This window comes from Legionella impletisoli (assembly GCF_900639875.1).
Classification (GTDB): Bacteria; Pseudomonadota; Gammaproteobacteria; order Legionellales; family Legionellaceae; genus Legionella_A; species Legionella_A impletisoli.
Genome location: NZ_CAAAIA010000002.1, coordinates 116038 through 131663, shown reverse-complemented (window position 1 = coordinate 131663; position 15626 = coordinate 116038). Strand labels below are relative to the sequence as shown.

Below are 15626 nucleotides of genomic sequence, written 5' to 3'. Positions count from 1 at the left end.
GTAGGGTTGTGTATTAAACACCATTCAGTTGTGCACGAAGATCTTGGATGGTGCTCGCATAATCGGTTGTATTAAATATAGCAGAACCTGCAACAAACTGGCTAGCACCCGCAGCAGCAAGTTGAGCAATATTTTTTTTACTAATTCCCCCATCCACACCGATTGGTAAATTAGGATAGGTGTCATGAATCGTTTTGATTTTATCAATGACCTCGGGAATAAGATTTTGGCCACCAAAACCTGGATTTACCGTCATCACTAAAACAAAATCGAGTCGATGGGCACACCAAGTTAACCAATCTATGGAGGTTGATGGGTTTAAAACCAAGCCCGCTTCGCAGCCCATTTCCTTTATCTGTTGTAAACTGCGATCCAGGTGAATGGTTGCGTCAGGGTGGATACTGAGTCGCGTTGCACCCACTTTTGCAAATTCTTGAATCAGTTCATCGACTGGCGAAACCATTAAATGAACATCAATAGGAATCGTTTTAAACTGTTGTCTCATTTGTTTGCAAATGATAGGACCAAACGTTAGATTCGGAACATAGTGATTATCCATTACATCAAAATGAATCATGTCAGCTCCGCCTTTAATCACCGCATGGACTTCATCAGCCAAATGCATCATATCTGCGGAAAGAATAGACGGTAAAATTTTATAGCGCATACGAACTCTGCTTAAGCACAATAAAACATGCCGTTAAATGATAAATTAATGGTATGGACTTCAACTCGAGAGGTCATGATATTCACTTTTTGAGTAGTAATATAACGATAATCTAACCCAAACCAGGTGAAATCATCCATAAAATAGGCCGCTCCGACAATTCCCTGTACAGCAGCAGAATGCGTGCTTTCCGAAAGTTGCGTGCAGGGGATTGTCACGTTATTACAGTAAAATTGAATGCTGTTATCTACATTTGCATAACCAATGCCTGCCCCTACATAAGGAACGAAGTCAGTTTGGCTTTGGGGAGTGTAGAAGTCATAAAAGGCATTGAGCATCAAAGCCGCAGTGGTCGTGCTGCCTTTCAAGCGCAATGCGGTACTAGATTTAGGACTGGTATATTTGGTCGTGCCAACTGTGATTTTTTGGTAGGGGTTATAGTTCACTACTGGCTCCAGCTCAACACGGAACTGATTATACCGGCCTCCAATTTGACCCCCAATATTTCCATAACCACTATATGCTAATGTCCCGCTGGCTGGGGTACAAGAAGCACTACTGGAACAGGAAGTACTATTAGGAGTTACTGGGGCGTTGAAATTAATGGTTCCCTTCGGAGCATAACTTCCACCTAAGATAACACCAGCATATAACCCATTCATTGGATTTACTGCAAGCGCTGTGGAGGTGCTTAGAGATAATAAGGCCACGCCAAACAAACCATACTGCTTCATAACATTAAATCCTTTACTTATAGAAAACTTCATTAAAGCGATAGACTACTTCCAAATACGCTAGATGCGCTTGAAAGACTTTCCCTAGGTCATCAGGGCGTTCTGTTCCGACGTAGCGATAGCCAAGATTTAAGGCATAATTTTCAGCAAAATTATAAGTTAATCCACCCAATGCCTGATAAGCAAACACACTATTAGATCCTTCGTAAGCCGTAGTCGCTCCTGGACCTGAGCTTTTTAATTTTGCATGAACCCAAGCGTAACCTAAGCCCACGCCTAAAAACGGCTGGATAGGTTCAAGAATTGGAGGGATATCATAATAAACGTTTGCCATGGCTAAAATGGCATTAGAATATCCAGCTACACCAGTTTGCTCAGTGCCGTTTACTCTGAATTTATTTAAATTGGCTGACAAATAAGTCAGTTGGCCCTCATAACGAAGGGGGTTGCTTTTAAACCCAATGCTGCCACCTGCGTTAAACCCACTTTGATAGTCTGCATCCGTGCGAGTTAAACCCTGGCTTGTAACGCTGATATTGTTTGGTATATAAGTATATCCACCAAATACGCTGGAATATAACCCATCAATTGGTGTTGCGGCTCCCGCAGCAGTATTTGCTATTATAGCCGCAGAGATTAAAGCGATTCGCATGACACTCCTTGTTTATTATTTTTTTATTACCTCAATGTTATCGATTTGGCTTTTTTTTGCAAGCTTAAAGTTCCCTCTTAATAATTCCTGCCCAACTCTAAGATAGACCTTGCCTGCACTGAACTTTCGGGGCGGGAATTGTTATTCTCTTTTGAAGTTCAGTTTCACTAAGGACTAGTAAGAGCTGGGGCAAAGGTAAGTATGCTTACTAAGCGCTAAAAATGATTCGTGATGGGGTATCGCCAGTCGCGGTCAAACGAACGTGGGGTGATTTTGATCCCAGGAGCTGATTGGCGGCGTTTGTATTCATTTTGTTTAATCATCTTTATAATCCGGTAAACCACCTCCGATGGATAGCCTTTGGTTATAATGTCTTCAGCGCTTTTATTTTGTTCCATATAGAGCGTTACAATGGCATCTAGAATATCATATTCTGGCAATGTGTCTTGATCGGTTTGATTTTCGGAAAGTTCAGCGGACGGAGGTCTTACTAAAACACGCTCAGGAATCACATGAGATTGCTTGTTTCGGTATCGCGCCAGTTTATAGATTTGGGTTTTATAAACATCTTTTAAAACGGCAAGTCCACCAACCATATCCCCGTATATAGTAGAATACCCAACGGCGGTTTCGCTTTTATTGCTTGTGGTTAACACCATGTTTCCCGTTTTATTGGATAAAGCCATTAGGAAAAGCCCACGAATTCTTGCTTGAATATTTTCTTCGGTCGTATCTTTTTTTAACCCTTGAAATGAAGGGGCTAACGTCTCCAGAATGACCTTAAAGGTATTTTCAATGGGTAGTGTGGTGTATGAAACTCCCATATCATTTAATTGCTTTAACGCATCTTCAGAACTCATCGAAGCGGTAAATCGTGAAGGCATCATCACGGCGTGTACTCGTTCTTTACCTAAGCTATCCACTGCGATGGCTAGTGTGAGTGCAGAATCAATTCCTCCTGATAATCCAAGAATCACCCCGGGAAAATGATTTTTATGAATGTAATCCTTAAGGCCACATACCAGCGCCTCATAAATTAATGCTTCTTCTGGCAGAAGCGGGGATATTGCGCCGTTAACGTTTTGACCTTCAATCGTAACGGTAGAGTAGGTTTCCTTAAACGCTGGAGCAAGGGCGGTAATCTCACCGTTAGGGTTCATCGCAAACGATTGTCCATCAAAAACCAGTTCATCTTGGCCACCCACTTGGTTTACATAAATTATAATAGGGCCTTTTTGGGCATATTTTTGAACTAATTTTTTGCGACGATCATATTTTTCATAATCAAAGGGAGATGCATTAATACAAAGTAGAATATCACAACCTTCTTTTATATTTCGTTCAATTGGACCTTCGCTCCATAGATCTTCGCAAATGCATAGTGCAATATGATAGTTTTTAACGTTGAAGATACAAACATCTGGCTTTCCAGCTGAAAAATAACGTTTTTCATCAAACACACCGTAGTTGGGCAACGTTTGTTTATGATAGCGTTTTAATTGGGTTTGATTATGAAAAATGGTAGCGGAGTTATAACAAAGATCATGTTCTTTTGAAGGATGACCTACGATAACAAAACACGCTTTAGTATGATTCTGGATTCGTTTTAGTGCCTCTTCAATGCGTTGAAATAGCTCCCCTCGAAGTAGCAAATCTTCAGGTGGATAACCGGTTAAAGCAAGCTCGGGAAATACAATGAGATCATGTTCTTTCTGATTTTTATGAATACAGTCAATTATTTTATTAGTATTTTCAGTAATGGCACCGACGGTTGGGTTAATTTGGGCCATCAACACGTTTAAACGGTTTTGCATAGTCTAATTTTATAAAAGGACATTTGAAAATAATGCATTGTATACCAAACTTAAGCGCTAGCGCATGGTTTTACTGAAAAACAAGTAAAAATTTGGTAATATAGATCCTTTTGTCAATGAAGATATGAGATTTTCATTCCCTAAGGCTTTAGAGCATTTGGCCAAACCCCAGGTTATAGCATGTTGAACACTGCAATATCACGCATGGCGGAAGTCTTTTCTCCTTTCGTTTTAAGCCAGAGCCACGAATATCAGACTCATGGGTTTGTGTTGAATGTCCGTTTGAGTGATGGATTAATTAAAGCGCGGGTTAAGGGCGCTTCAAACCAGATTTATAATGTCCACATCGATTTAAAAAATTGGCCTAAAGTTCCTGCTCTATGCAATTGCACCACTCAAAAAAACTGCGTCCATGCCGCAGCCGCTCTTCTTGCTATTCAAGCAAAAGAATTGAATGGCAAAAATCAACCTACTCCATCCACTACATCGTATTTTAAGGAAGATAAAATTCTTGAAGCGGATGATTTTGAATGGTTTTCAACCTTAGATACGTCAAATCAATCGCTTTTCTCTTATCAATTAGGCCTTTTGATCGATGGAAAGAGGGTGAATATCGTTCCAATTGTGGTGGATTTAATCAGCCGATGGGATACAAAGACTTTAGAAAGTCTTTCAGACAAAATGGAACTCAAATTGCCTTTGGTTCAGGGTAAAAGTTTAAAAATCACTATGGGACGTATAAAACCGCTGCTACAATTGCTTTTACATTATTGTGCTACTTCAGCAGAAGAATCTCTTAAACTCAAATCGCATCAGCTTCTATTAATGATAGAAGCTGAGCAGGCGTTGGATGTAACCACCTCGCGTTGGATGGGAACAAACGCGTTACGACAGTCTCTTTTACAGCTATCAAATTTAAATCAGATCCCTGACGTACCCCTTCCTAACGGTTTAATCGCAAAGCTTCGCCCCTATCAAAAGCAAGGACTAAATTGGCTTTCATGTTTGCGCGAAAATCAATTTGGTGGTGTTCTAGCAGATGATATGGGGTTGGGAAAGACCATACAAACTTTGACTTTGTTGCAATTAGAAAAAGAACAAGGGCGGCTAAACCAAGCTTGTTTAATCATTGCTCCTACAAGTCTCGTTGGAAACTGGTACGAGGAAGCAAAACGATTTACACCAGGCTTGCGAGTGTTGGTTTTTCATGGTTCTTCTCGTCATGAAGATGAATTCCACCATTATGATGTGGTGATTTCAACGTACGGTTTGATTCAGCGAGATAAGACAAGATTTTTAAATTATTTCTTTTATTATCTTATTTTAGATGAAGCGCAATTTATCAAAAACGCGCGGACAAAAACGACGCAAATTATTCAACAACTTAAAGCGAAGCACCGTTTATGCTTGACAGGGACTCCGTTAGAGAATCATCTAGGCGAGTTGTGGTCCTTATTCAATTTTCTAATGCCTGGCTTACTCGGAACAGTGCGTCAGTTTCGTCAATACTTCAAAAATCCAATTGAAAAAGAGGGTGATCTTGAACGTCAGAAATTGTTGGCGGCCAGGCTGCAACCGTTTTTATTGCGTCGCACAAAAGGCTTGGTTGCAAAAGAGCTTCCTCCCAAAACAGAAACCACCTATACCATCGAATTAACCGGGCCTCAACGTGATCTGTATGAAGCCATTCGCTTGTTGATGGAGAAAAAAGTACGCGATGCAATTGCCGCGCAAGGAATTGGCCGCAGCCAAATCATTTTGCTGGATGCGTTATTGAAATTAAGACAAGTTTGTTGTGATCCCAGGCTTTTATCGCTACCTGAAGCCAGGGTGGCTTATGGACATTCTGCAAAAATGGATGCTTTATTCACAATTCTTGAAAATTTAATGGATGAAGGAAGGCGGGTTTTGATTTTTTCGCAGTTTACCTCGATGCTTGCCTTAATTGAACAAGCACTACAAGCGAAACACTATGAATATTTGAAACTTACGGGTCAAACGCAAAATCGAATGGAATTGGTTAGACAATTTCAAGAAGGAAAAGCATCTATCTTCTTGATCAGTTTGAGAGCAGGGGGGACGGGATTAAATTTAACCCAGGCTGATACGGTCATTCATTACGATCCTTGGTGGAACCCTGCGGTTGAAGACCAAGCTACGGACAGAAGTCATCGCATTGGTCAGGAGAATCCTGTGTTCGTATATAAGTTAATTACTTCAGGAACGGTCGAAGAAGCTATACTAACGATGCAAGAAAATAAACGCCAATTAGTTGAAGGAATCTTAGCGAATAAAGCAGCAGGAACAATGCGTTTTACAGAACAAGAAATTGAAGCTTTTTTTGCACCGTTGGGATAGGTCTAATTCACGGCTATTTCTTCTTCCATACCTTATGCCATGAGATGAGAAAGCTTGGAAAATCTCTGAGTTGGCTCATTGCAAATCTTACTTACTTAACATATTCTTTTCTACGGTTTCTATTCAACCTATGGAGAACTACAATGAGATTTGGGCGCCGATTGTTAATTGCTGTTCTAACTGTTTTATATATTCCTTTTGCATTTGCGGCATCAGTTGAAGGATTGTGGACAACCATCGATGATAAAACAGGTAAGCCTCGTTCGGTAGTGAGATTGTCTGAGTCTGGAGGGAAGTTAACGGGAAGCGTTGTTAACGTTTATAAACAAGAGGGCGATACCGGAAAATGCAGCAAATGTCCTGGTCAATTTAAAGATAAACCCATTAAAGGATTACAATTCCTCTGGGGATTAGAGAAAAAAAATGAGAGCACCTGGACTGGCGGTAAAATTCTTGATCCTAAATCCGGCAAGATATACAACGCCAAGATTACGGTAAAAGGGAATAAATTGTATGTACGTGGATACGTCGGTATGTCTATGTTAGGTAGAACCCAAGTTTGGGTTCGTAAGTAATCAGGTATCAGGTATCAGATTTCAGGTTTCAGGTTTCAGGTTTCAGGTTTCAGGTCTAGCCTGACTCCTGACTCCTGACCCCTGACCCCTGACCCCTGACCCCTGACCCCATTGCATTTACTACAATCCCCTATAAAATAGACCCTTTAATCTTGTTATAGACGCACCATGGTCGAACTCAAAACACGTAAACAATCTACTGATCCTTTAAAGCGCCCGCCCCATTCCATTGAAGCAGAGCAAGCTATCATTGGCGGGGTGATGTTAGAAAATCAAGCTTGGGATAAAATTAGTTCGAAGTTGTGTGAAACCGATTTTTACCGTACTGAACACCGTATTCTATATCGTGCCATTAGTGACTTAGCGAGTAAAACCCAACCTTTTGATGTAGTAACCCTGCTCGATACATTAAAAAGTCTTGATGTTCTGGATCAAGCTGGCGGAGAAGCGTATCTTTTTGAGTTAGCCAATAATACACCTAGTGTGGCGAATATTTCAGCTTATGCAGATATCGTTCGCGAAAAATCTGTTCAACGCCAGCTCATTAACGTTGCAAATGAAATTGCTGATTCAGCTTATAACCCACTTGGTCGTGAGGTGCCTGAGCTATTAGATTATGCTGAAACCAAAGTGTTTGCCATTGCCGAGCAAACCGCAAGTGAAGGTGGACCAGAAGCCATTAAATCCATTTTAGTTCGTGCTGTTGAACGGATTGATGAACTTTATCATAGCGATGAGACCATTACAGGGCTTCCTACCGGTTTACAAGATTTAGATGAAATGACCTCAGGATTACAGAAGTCTGATTTGATTATTGTCGCAGGTCGTCCCTCTATGGGTAAAACAACCCTAGTCATGAATATGGCTGAGCATGCTGCCATAAAAGCTTTGAAGCCTGTTTTAGTTTTTTCAATGGAAATGCCAGCAGATTCCTTAGCCATGCGGATGATGTCTTCCTTAGGTCGGATTGATCAGCATCGAATTCGAACGGGAAAATTAGATGATGATGACTGGCCTAGAGTCACGTCTTCTGTTCATATGCTCTCAGAAGCTCCTTTATTTATTGATGATACGCCTGGGTTAAGCCCGGCTGAAATGCGTGCACGTGCAAGGCGACTCACTAAGGAGCATGGACAGCTTGGTTTAATTGTGGTGGACTACCTTCAATTGATGAAAGTACCTGGTTTTAAGGCAGATAATCGTACAGGAGAAATTTCAGAAATTTCACGCAGTTTAAAATCGCTAGCCAAGGAGTTAGATGTTCCCGTTATTGCCTTATCTCAGTTAAATCGAAGTTTAGAACAACGTCATGATAAGCGACCCATCATGTCTGATCTGCGAGAATCAGGTGCAATCGAGCAGGATGCGGACTTAATTTGCTTTATTTATCGGGATGAAGTTTATAATGAAGACAGCCCAGATAAAGGTACGGCGGAAATTATAATTGCTAAGCAACGAAACGGTCCTATTGGCAAAGTACGAGTCGCATTTCTTGGTAAATACACTCGATTTGAAGATTTGGCATATACTGGCTATCAAGGGGTAGATTAAGGTGACGAGGCCAACTCGAATCCATATTGATCAAAAAGCATTGACCCACAACCTAAAGCAAGTAAAAGCTCATGCCATGAGTCGAAAGATCATTGCAATGGTTAAGGCGAATGCCTATGGTTGTGGAATTGCATCTGTAATTTCGGCACTTGAATCAGATGTCGATGCCTTTGGAGTCGCATCCTTAGAAGAAGCATTATCAATTCGTGCTTTAGGAAGTCGTAAAGATTGTGTTCTGTTTCAAGGTATTTTTAATTCAGACGAACTTAAGCCTGTTTATCAAAATAACTTTCAGATAGTTATTCACCAACACCATCAGTTAAAATGGCTAGTGAATACAGCTTTACCCGCGCCAGTTAAAGTTTGGGTCAAAGTGGATACAGGCATGCATCGATTAGGGTTTGAGCCTCATGAAATCCATTCCATTATGCAGATATTGCAAGTGTGTCCTTGGGTACATCGGGAAATTGGGTTAATGTCGCATTTTGCCTGTGCAGATGAAGTTGGCAATCCGGTAAACCAAGCCCAATTGAACGCTTTCAATCAGCTCCTTCTTCCCAAAGGAGATTATATCCGTAGCATTGCGAATTCTGCCGCTATTTTAACCCTACCAGAAAGCCATGCCGACGTGGTGAGACCAGGAATTATGCTCTATGGTATATCGCCTTTTCCCGATAAAATCGGTCTAGAGATAGGGTTACTTCCTGTGATGCATTTTAATTCAGCAATCAGTGCTATTCACCACTTTCCTCCTTATTCGCCCATTGGCTATGGTGCATCTTGGCAAAGTCCTAAGCCCTCCATTATTGGCGTTGTTCCCGCTGGCTACGGTGATGGATATCCTAGACATATCGATGGTGGCGAAGTTTGGATAAATGGAGACATTGTGCCGATCGTAGGCCGTATTTCAATGGATATGCTTACCATTGATTTAACCATGTCCCCTAATGCAAAGGTTAATGATCGGGTAGAATTATGGGGAAGCCATATTCCTGTTGAAACCGTTGCAAAAAAAGCAGATACCATTGCTTATGAGTTGCTTTGTAAAGTCGCTCCTCGGGTTCGTACTTAATCTAAATGATATCTTGTAAAGATTTTGCAAAGATTAAACTCAACCATCGTAATCTCTCCTATACTTTTATGATGTATCGATGCTTAATCTAATTCCTAATTTCCTTAGTCGCACTCTAGGATTTTTTTGTTACGGATCGTATAACTGGGAGTTAAAGTGGAAAAAAAATCCGATAAAATTAAAGCGCAATGTCCATCCAGTACAGAAGAAGACCTCATTCAAACAAATAAGAAATTAGTACATTTGGCAAACAAATTGACTTACCAAAAAAAACTTTTGGAAAAGTTAAATTTGGCATTATTTGAAAGCGAACAACGCTTCCAATTATCTTTTGAATATGCAGCAATTGGGATGGGGTTGGTTGCTCCTGGAGGGCAATGGATAAAAGTCAATAAGTCGTTATGTCATTTGCTTCGTTACTCTGAAGAAGAGCTATTGCAACTTGATTTCCAAACGATTACCTACCCAGATGATTTAGAAAAGAATTTAATCCACCAACAAAAAATGCTTTCTGGAGAAATTTCAACTTTTCAAACTCAAAAACGATACATTCGTAAAGATGGAAAAGTAATCTGGATTTTGCTAAGCGTGGCCCTGGCGCGTGATCAATTCTCCAATGAGCCTTTATATTTTATCACCCAAGTTCAAAACATTGATGATCAAAAAAAAGCCGAAGAAAAACTAAAAAAAATGGTGAATGAAGATCCTTTAACGGGGTTGCTAAATCGGAAAGCCTTAGAAGCTGCATTCAAAAAAATGAAAAAAAACTTATCGAATCATTTATTTTGTGGAATATATTTTATCGATCTAGATTATTTTAAGCACATAAATGATAAAAATGGTCATTTAGTCGGGGATAAAATCCTTAGAATTATTAGTAAGCGTATGAAAAATAAATTAAGAGACACGGATATTCTTGCAAGAACAGGTGGAGATGAATTTGTGATTATTGCTAAAGACTTAAAAGATGGCAATGAAGTCTTAAAAATCGCAAAATCTCTTCAAGTAAGTATTTCAAAACCCATTAAAATTGATGGAATTTCATCCCGAATCACAGCGAGTATTGGCATCAGTAGATACCCTACCGATGGAAACAACTTAAAGGACTTATTACAAGTAGCAGATCGAGCAATGTATGATATTAAAGAATTGGGAAGAGATGATATCAAACTTCAATGATGGAAAACTCGTTTTACCTGCATATAACTAAGACGTTAGGTTCATCCAAAATAGAATCTATCTATACTCTTTGAGTGGTTATATATCGAGTCATGAAATATTTTTATGCCCATCAGCGAAATATCCACTAAATTAACTGGCTTATTTTAAATGGATCTCGTTCAAAGATTAGTTTTTTGTGCAGGATAATGTTCGTTTTGCACCACAATAGGCATAAATGATTTTTCTGGCGAACACATGTTAAATTAATGGATAAATTATATCCTTGATGCTAGAATGCCTATCGTTTTTATAAACATTTACACAGGTGAAAGAATGAAAAAGTTAGTTGTAGCTTCATTGTCTTTATCCATATTTTTAGCTGGTTGTGCCCAGGTGACGAATGAAGGAGTTGGTACCGTCACAGGAGGCGTTGTCGGCGGATTATTAGGCAGCCAGTTTGGTGGCGGCTCAGGCAAGGTAGCCGCAGCAGCAGGTGGTGCGCTTTTAGGAGCGTTCCTTGGCGGCAAAATTGGTCAATATATGGATCGCCAAGACCGGATGGAAATGCAGCGCGCCTTAGAAACTGCACCAACTGGTAGGGCGGTATCTTGGAAAAACCCAGATACCGGGAATCAGTTCAGTGTTAAACCAACCAGAACTTACTACAGCAATGAACAGCCTTGTCGTGAATACGTGACCAATGCGTTAATTGGTGGTAAAACCCAACAAATTTATGGCAAAGCTTGTCGTCAAGCTGATGGGTCTTGGAGAGTGGTTAGCTAATTAATGTACGTTCGATATCAGAAAAATCCAAATTTTGCTGATATCGAACGGGCTTATTTTGAAAGATCACGGGTATAAACGCTACTAATTCTCTTTTTCAAGTTTTTTTGTCATTAATAATCCATGGCTATGTGCTAAAATTAATCAATACAATGATTATAAAATCATTGGATGATTAAGGAGAGCAACATGGCTCATATTTTACGATCACTTTTGCCACAGCCAAGAAGACCTATTGTTAAGGTATATCCTGATGTTGTTGTCAAACAAGGGGTTGAACTAATGGTTCATGAAAATATTGGCGCTTTAGTTGTGGCAGATGAAGATGACTTCTACGGGGTATTAAGTGAGCGAGATATTATACGGTTTGTCGTATACAAGGACTTATCACCCGAAACAACTAAGATTTCCGAGGTCATGTGTGCTGATATTACCATTCTTAGCATCACCGATACGATTGAAAAAGCCATGGAAGCCATGACGCTTACCAAGCGTCGTCATATTCTAATCGAAGAAGATGAAAAAATTGTTGCCATCGTTTCAATTGGAGATATTCTATATAATCTTCTTGAAGATAGAGCAAAAACGATTGAGCACTTAGAAAAATACATCCATACGTACTAACTTAGCATGGAGCACCTGATGATTTATACTCAAAAACCAGATATGCCCGATGAAATTCCTGAGCCACCACCGATAGAATCGCCTCCTTTACCCGAACCTGTAGAGCCCATGCCGCCCAATACTCCTGAGCCAGAACCTATCGATAAACCGGAACCAAGACCGGTTAAAATTCCAGAAGATCCTTCAGTAGACGAATAAATGCTGTGCGAAAGCACATATAAAATTAGGGGATGGCGAAATGCCAATTCATGAGCCTGGAAAGCTGTTCAAGCATAATTTCACCTCGTATGCTATTGCCTTTTGCATTGACTCTTGGACTTAATACGCAAATACCTGCTTTTCCTGGAACCACTGCCACGGTATAACCGGATACGCCGCTTTTTGCGGGCATTCCAGTTTGCACCATATGCGTGCCTGTTTCATCATACAATCCACAAGTAGCCATAATGGCTAACGTAATTTTACATGTCTCGGGTGAGAGAACTTTCTTACCTGTTTTGGGATCTTTACCCTGATTAGCAAGCAAGGTAGGTAAGTAAAGCATTTCTTCAATGGTGGCTTCATACGAACATAGGGAAAAATATAAATCCAATGTTGCTTTGACGCGACTTCCTAAGTTGCCACGACTGTGAAGCAGATGGGCAAGTGCACGGTTTCGATCGCCCGTGCGTTTCTCGGAAGCAAACACCAAAGGATTAATTCTTAAATGCCGATTAAACAACCTCTCAGTCCAGCCTTCAAGCCAGGCAAATTGTTGTTCACCTTCTCCAGGAATGTGAGAGCACAAGCAAATAGCACCAGCATTCAACATCGGATTTGAGGGCTTTGGTCCAAATTGCTCCAGACGTGTAATCGATGCAAAATCATCTCCGGAGGGTTCCACTTTAACCCATTCAAAAACTTGCTCTGGGCCGCAATCTTCGAGCAGACCAATCAAAGGAATCAATTTTGCCGTACTTTGCAAGGTGACAGGTACAATAGGACTATTGCTGTAATGCAAGGGTTCGCCTTGAATAGGGTACACGGCGATAGCCGTTGTTTCTTTGTTCACGTTTGCGAGCTCAGGAATATAATTCGCTACCTCTCCTGACTGATTGGACTCTGCCTGGGCAACGATTTTTTTAAGTAAGGCTAGTGTTAGTTTTTTTGTCATAAAGGGTAATTTTGTAAAAAAGCGGACATTATCTTTAATTTAGCATAGATGATCAATTCTTGATTTGACACGAGTACACCGTTTCTGAAGATTAGTCATTTATTTAATGGCTTTTCAGACGAATAGTCATGTTTTTTATCCTTCTATTAACTCTCGTAGAGCTTCACCAATATTGTTTGCTCGCATTAATTGTTCGCCAACCAAAAACGTATTGATTCCATGTGCTTGTAAATTAACAATATCTTGATGAGACTGAATACCGCTTTCGCTGATTAATATTCTATCTTGTGGTACGAAAGAACGAAGTTGTATGCTTTGATTCAAGTTGGTTTCAAAGCTATGAAGACTGCGATTATTAATTCCTATTAAAGGGGTAGGTAAATTTAATGCTCGTTCTAATTCTTTATGGGTGTGGCTTTCGACTAAAACGGCTAGATTAAGCTCATTCGCTAATTGGCAATAATCCATGAGCTGATAATCATCCAATAAAGCGACAATTAACAAGATGCAATCAGCGCCTAAGGCTAGGCTTTCATAGACCTGATAATCATCTACAATAAAATCCTTTCTTAAAATAGGTAAGTCAGTTTGTGATTTAGCCAGTTGGATATTGTCTGGATGTCCCTGGAAAAAATGAATGTCCGTTAAAATGGATAAGCAACATGCGCCATTGGCTTCATAAGCTTGTGCAATTTCAGACACGTTAAACGATTCTCGTAGGATCCCTTTGCTTGGAGAGGCTTTCTTGATTTCAGCAATGATTGCTGGATTTTTTTTTTGCAATGAGCCTGTGAAATCACGAATGGACTTAGGCTCAGATTCTAGCAGATTAGGAAGAGAACGCTTATTTTTAGCGAACAAAACTTCTTGTTTTTTATGTAGAGCAATTTTGGAAAGAATACTAGCCATTGAGGTTCCTATTTGTGTGTTCTTTTAATGCATTAAATCGTGCTTTCGCTTTTCCACTATCAATCGCTTCTTTGGCCAATTGGATCCCTTCTTCAAAATGAGTGCAGAGATCAGCACAATAAAGAACAGCTGCAGAATTAAGCAATACAATGTCACGGGCTGGGCCTTTTTCGCCGGAAAAAACCTGTTCAGCAAGGTTAAGACTTTCCAGAGGACTATGAACAAGAATGTCATCTAAATGAGCATGGTCAAGGTGATAGCGTTTCGGATCGATGCTCCACTCAATAAATTGTCCTTGTTTATATTCAACGACGTCGGTTACTTCTGCAATACTGATTTCATCTAAACCGTCACGAGAGTGAATGACCATGGTGTGCTCACTGCCAAGGTTTGCCAGTACCGTTGCAATAGGTCTTAACCAGGATTTCGCATAAACTCCAACCACTTGTTTTTTTACTTCCGCTGGATTTAATAGAGGACCTAATAAATTAAAGAGCGTTCTAATTTTTAAGGCCCCTCGCGCTTCGCGTGCATGTCGCAATCCTTGATGAAAACGAGGACCAAACAAAAACACAATGCCACATTGCTTAAAACATTCTTCAAGGGCTTTATCGGATAGTTCAATTGAAAACCCTGCTTCAGTTAGAAGATCAGCACTACCACTTTGACTCGAGACTGAACGGTTGCCGTGTTTGGCAACGTTAGCCCCAGCGGCGGCGGCAACAAAACTGCTAATAGTGGAAATGTTAAATGTATTTCGCCCGTCTCCTCCCGTACCGACTATATCCACCAAGTCATTTCCTAAAGAAAGGGTATGTGCAAATTCTTTCATGATTAAAGCCGCAGCCGTTAATTCTTCTACGGTTTCACCCTTCATACGCATTAATGCTAGAAACGCTGCCAATTGTGCATCACTTAGTTCACCATCCATGCATTGCTTCATAATGCTTTGCATTTGCGGGGTATCTAAGTTTTCACCTTCTATGAGTTGTTCAAAAATGTGTTTAATGTTCATGCTCTAGAAACCGCTGTAAGAGTTGCAAGCCATATTCGGTTAATATGGCTTCAGGATGAAATTGTAGACCAAAGAGTGGATATTGGCGATGAGAAATTGCCATAATCACTTCATTTGCCCAAGCATCAATAGAAAAACAATCGGGGAGACTTTCCGGTTCAATGATTAACGAATGATAACGAGTTGCTAGAAAATTATTCGGTAAATCATGAAATAAGCCTTGTTTATGATGAAAAATAGGTGATGTTTTTCCATGCAATATCTTGGGTGCTTGAATAATTCGTGCGCCAAAGGCATGCCCAAGACATTGATGTCCTAGACAAACACCAAGAATTGGAATTTGAGTAAAAAAATGGCGAATGACCGAAAGTGATATTCCAGCTTCCAGAGGAGATTTAGGCCCTGGGGAAATAACCAGGTGCTTTGGTGATAATTCTTTAATTTTTTCTAGTGTAATTTGATCATGAGGATAAACAAGTACCTGTTGGTTTAGACATTGAAAGTATTGAACCAGGTTATAGGTGAAAGAATCATAATTATCAATCAAAAGCAGCATGG

General features: G+C 40.2%; 15 protein-coding genes and 1 pseudogene. 8 read left to right on the top strand and 8 right to left on the bottom strand.

Going from position 1 to position 15626, the window contains the following annotated elements:
* Positions 1–13: 13 nt before the first annotated feature.
* From rpe to E1O41_RS02855, 4 genes are all read right to left on the bottom strand, one after another.
* Positions 14–667, bottom strand: a complete 654-nt coding sequence (gene rpe, locus E1O41_RS02870; RefSeq protein WP_131775815.1) for a ribulose-phosphate 3-epimerase — start codon at positions 665–667, stop codon at positions 14–16.
* Positions 668–678: 11 nt separating this feature from the next.
* On the bottom strand, positions 679–1401 hold the full coding sequence (locus tag E1O41_RS02865; protein WP_165481084.1) for an outer membrane protein: 723 nt from the start codon (positions 1399–1401) through the stop codon (positions 679–681).
* A 13-nt stretch (positions 1402–1414) separates the two neighbouring features.
* A complete protein-coding gene (locus E1O41_RS02860) occupies positions 1415–2053 on the bottom strand; it encodes an outer membrane protein (RefSeq protein WP_131775813.1) in 639 nt (212 codons plus the stop codon).
* A gap of 215 nt (positions 2054–2268) precedes the next feature.
* A complete protein-coding gene (locus E1O41_RS02855; RefSeq protein ID WP_131775812.1) occupies positions 2269–3867 on the bottom strand; it encodes an NAD+ synthase in 1599 nt (532 codons plus the stop codon).
* Between the two features lie 504 nt (positions 3868–4371).
* Between E1O41_RS02855 and E1O41_RS02850 the strand changes: the two are divergent.
* The 8 genes and pseudogenes from E1O41_RS02850 to E1O41_RS02815 form a co-directional block, all read left to right on the top strand.
* Positions 4372–6225, top strand: a pseudogene (locus E1O41_RS02850) (DEAD/DEAH box helicase); the annotation flags it as partial.
* 143 nt (positions 6226–6368) lie between these two features.
* Positions 6369–6800 (top strand): DUF2147 domain-containing protein, encoded by a 432-nt coding sequence (locus E1O41_RS02845; protein ID WP_131775810.1) that lies wholly within the window; start codon positions 6369–6371, stop codon positions 6798–6800.
* Positions 6801–6968: 168 nt separating this feature from the next.
* Entirely contained in the window at positions 6969–8351 is a 1383-nt protein-coding gene (gene dnaB, locus E1O41_RS02840; protein ID WP_131775809.1) for a replicative DNA helicase, read from the top strand.
* 1 nt (position 8352) lies between these two features.
* Complete coding sequence (gene alr / locus E1O41_RS02835; RefSeq protein WP_131775808.1) at positions 8353–9423, top strand: alanine racemase; 1071 nt, start codon at positions 8353–8355, stop codon at positions 9421–9423.
* Between the two features lie 156 nt (positions 9424–9579).
* Entirely contained in the window at positions 9580–10602 is a 1023-nt protein-coding gene (locus tag E1O41_RS02830) for a GGDEF domain-containing protein (RefSeq protein ID WP_165481083.1), read from the top strand.
* A gap of 315 nt (positions 10603–10917) precedes the next feature.
* On the top strand, positions 10918–11367 hold the full coding sequence (locus E1O41_RS02825; protein WP_131775806.1) for an RT0821/Lpp0805 family surface protein: 450 nt from the start codon (positions 10918–10920) through the stop codon (positions 11365–11367).
* A 189-nt stretch (positions 11368–11556) separates the two neighbouring features.
* On the top strand, positions 11557–11991 hold the full coding sequence (locus tag E1O41_RS02820; RefSeq protein ID WP_131775805.1) for a CBS domain-containing protein: 435 nt from the start codon (positions 11557–11559) through the stop codon (positions 11989–11991).
* An 18-nt stretch (positions 11992–12009) separates the two neighbouring features.
* Entirely contained in the window at positions 12010–12189 is a 180-nt protein-coding gene (locus tag E1O41_RS02815; protein WP_131775804.1) for a hypothetical protein, read from the top strand.
* Between the two features lie 25 nt (positions 12190–12214).
* On the opposite strand, the gene glsA is transcribed toward E1O41_RS02815, so the two are convergent.
* The 4 genes from glsA to E1O41_RS02795 form a co-directional block, all read right to left on the bottom strand.
* The gene (glsA, locus tag E1O41_RS02810) at positions 12215–13144 is read right to left on the bottom strand and encodes a glutaminase A (RefSeq protein ID WP_131775803.1); all 930 of its coding nucleotides are present in this window, start codon (positions 13142–13144) and stop codon (positions 12215–12217) included.
* 135 nt (positions 13145–13279) lie between these two features.
* Positions 13280–14053 carry an indole-3-glycerol phosphate synthase TrpC gene (gene trpC / locus E1O41_RS02805; protein WP_131775802.1) on the bottom strand — a complete coding sequence of 258 codons (774 nt, stop codon included), beginning with the start codon at positions 14051–14053 and terminating at the stop codon, positions 13280–13282.
* Positions 14046–15068 carry an anthranilate phosphoribosyltransferase gene (gene trpD, locus E1O41_RS02800; protein ID WP_131775801.1) on the bottom strand — a complete coding sequence of 341 codons (1023 nt, stop codon included), beginning with the start codon at positions 15066–15068 and terminating at the stop codon, positions 14046–14048. The genes trpC and trpD overlap by 8 nt, the downstream gene beginning before the upstream one ends.
* Entirely contained in the window at positions 15058–15624 is a 567-nt protein-coding gene (locus tag E1O41_RS02795; protein ID WP_131775800.1) for an anthranilate synthase component II, read from the bottom strand. The genes trpD and E1O41_RS02795 overlap by 11 nt, the downstream gene beginning before the upstream one ends.
* Positions 15625–15626: the final 2 nt, after the last annotated feature.

What these genes read in the sequence shown, in the direction of transcription:
- rpe (WP_131775815.1), bottom strand. Translation starts at nt 667, where the DNA reads ATGCGCTATAAAATTTTACCGTCTATTCTTTCCGCAGATATGATGCAT.
- E1O41_RS02865 (WP_165481084.1), bottom strand. Translation starts at nt 1,401, where the DNA reads ATGAAGCAGTATGGTTTGTTTGGCGTGGCCTTATTATCTCTAAGCACC.
- E1O41_RS02860 (WP_131775813.1), bottom strand. Translation starts at nt 2,053, where the DNA reads ATGCGAATCGCTTTAATCTCTGCGGCTATAATAGCAAATACTGCTGCG.
- E1O41_RS02855 (WP_131775812.1), bottom strand. Translation starts at nt 3,867, where the DNA reads ATGCAAAACCGTTTAAACGTGTTGATGGCCCAAATTAACCCAACCGTC.
- E1O41_RS02845 (WP_131775810.1), top strand. Translation starts at nt 6,369, where the DNA reads ATGAGATTTGGGCGCCGATTGTTAATTGCTGTTCTAACTGTTTTATAT.
- dnaB (WP_131775809.1), top strand. Translation starts at nt 6,969, where the DNA reads ATGGTCGAACTCAAAACACGTAAACAATCTACTGATCCTTTAAAGCGC.
- E1O41_RS02825 (WP_131775806.1), top strand. Translation starts at nt 10,918, where the DNA reads ATGAAAAAGTTAGTTGTAGCTTCATTGTCTTTATCCATATTTTTAGCT.
- E1O41_RS02820 (WP_131775805.1), top strand. Translation starts at nt 11,557, where the DNA reads ATGGCTCATATTTTACGATCACTTTTGCCACAGCCAAGAAGACCTATT.
- E1O41_RS02815 (WP_131775804.1), top strand. Translation starts at nt 12,010, where the DNA reads ATGATTTATACTCAAAAACCAGATATGCCCGATGAAATTCCTGAGCCA.
- glsA (WP_131775803.1), bottom strand. Translation starts at nt 13,144, where the DNA reads ATGACAAAAAAACTAACACTAGCCTTACTTAAAAAAATCGTTGCCCAG.
- trpC (WP_131775802.1), bottom strand. Translation starts at nt 14,053, where the DNA reads ATGGCTAGTATTCTTTCCAAAATTGCTCTACATAAAAAACAAGAAGTT.
- trpD (WP_131775801.1), bottom strand. Translation starts at nt 15,068, where the DNA reads ATGAACATTAAACACATTTTTGAACAACTCATAGAAGGTGAAAACTTA.
- E1O41_RS02795 (WP_131775800.1), bottom strand. Translation starts at nt 15,624, where the DNA reads ATGCTGCTTTTGATTGATAATTATGATTCTTTCACCTATAACCTGGTT.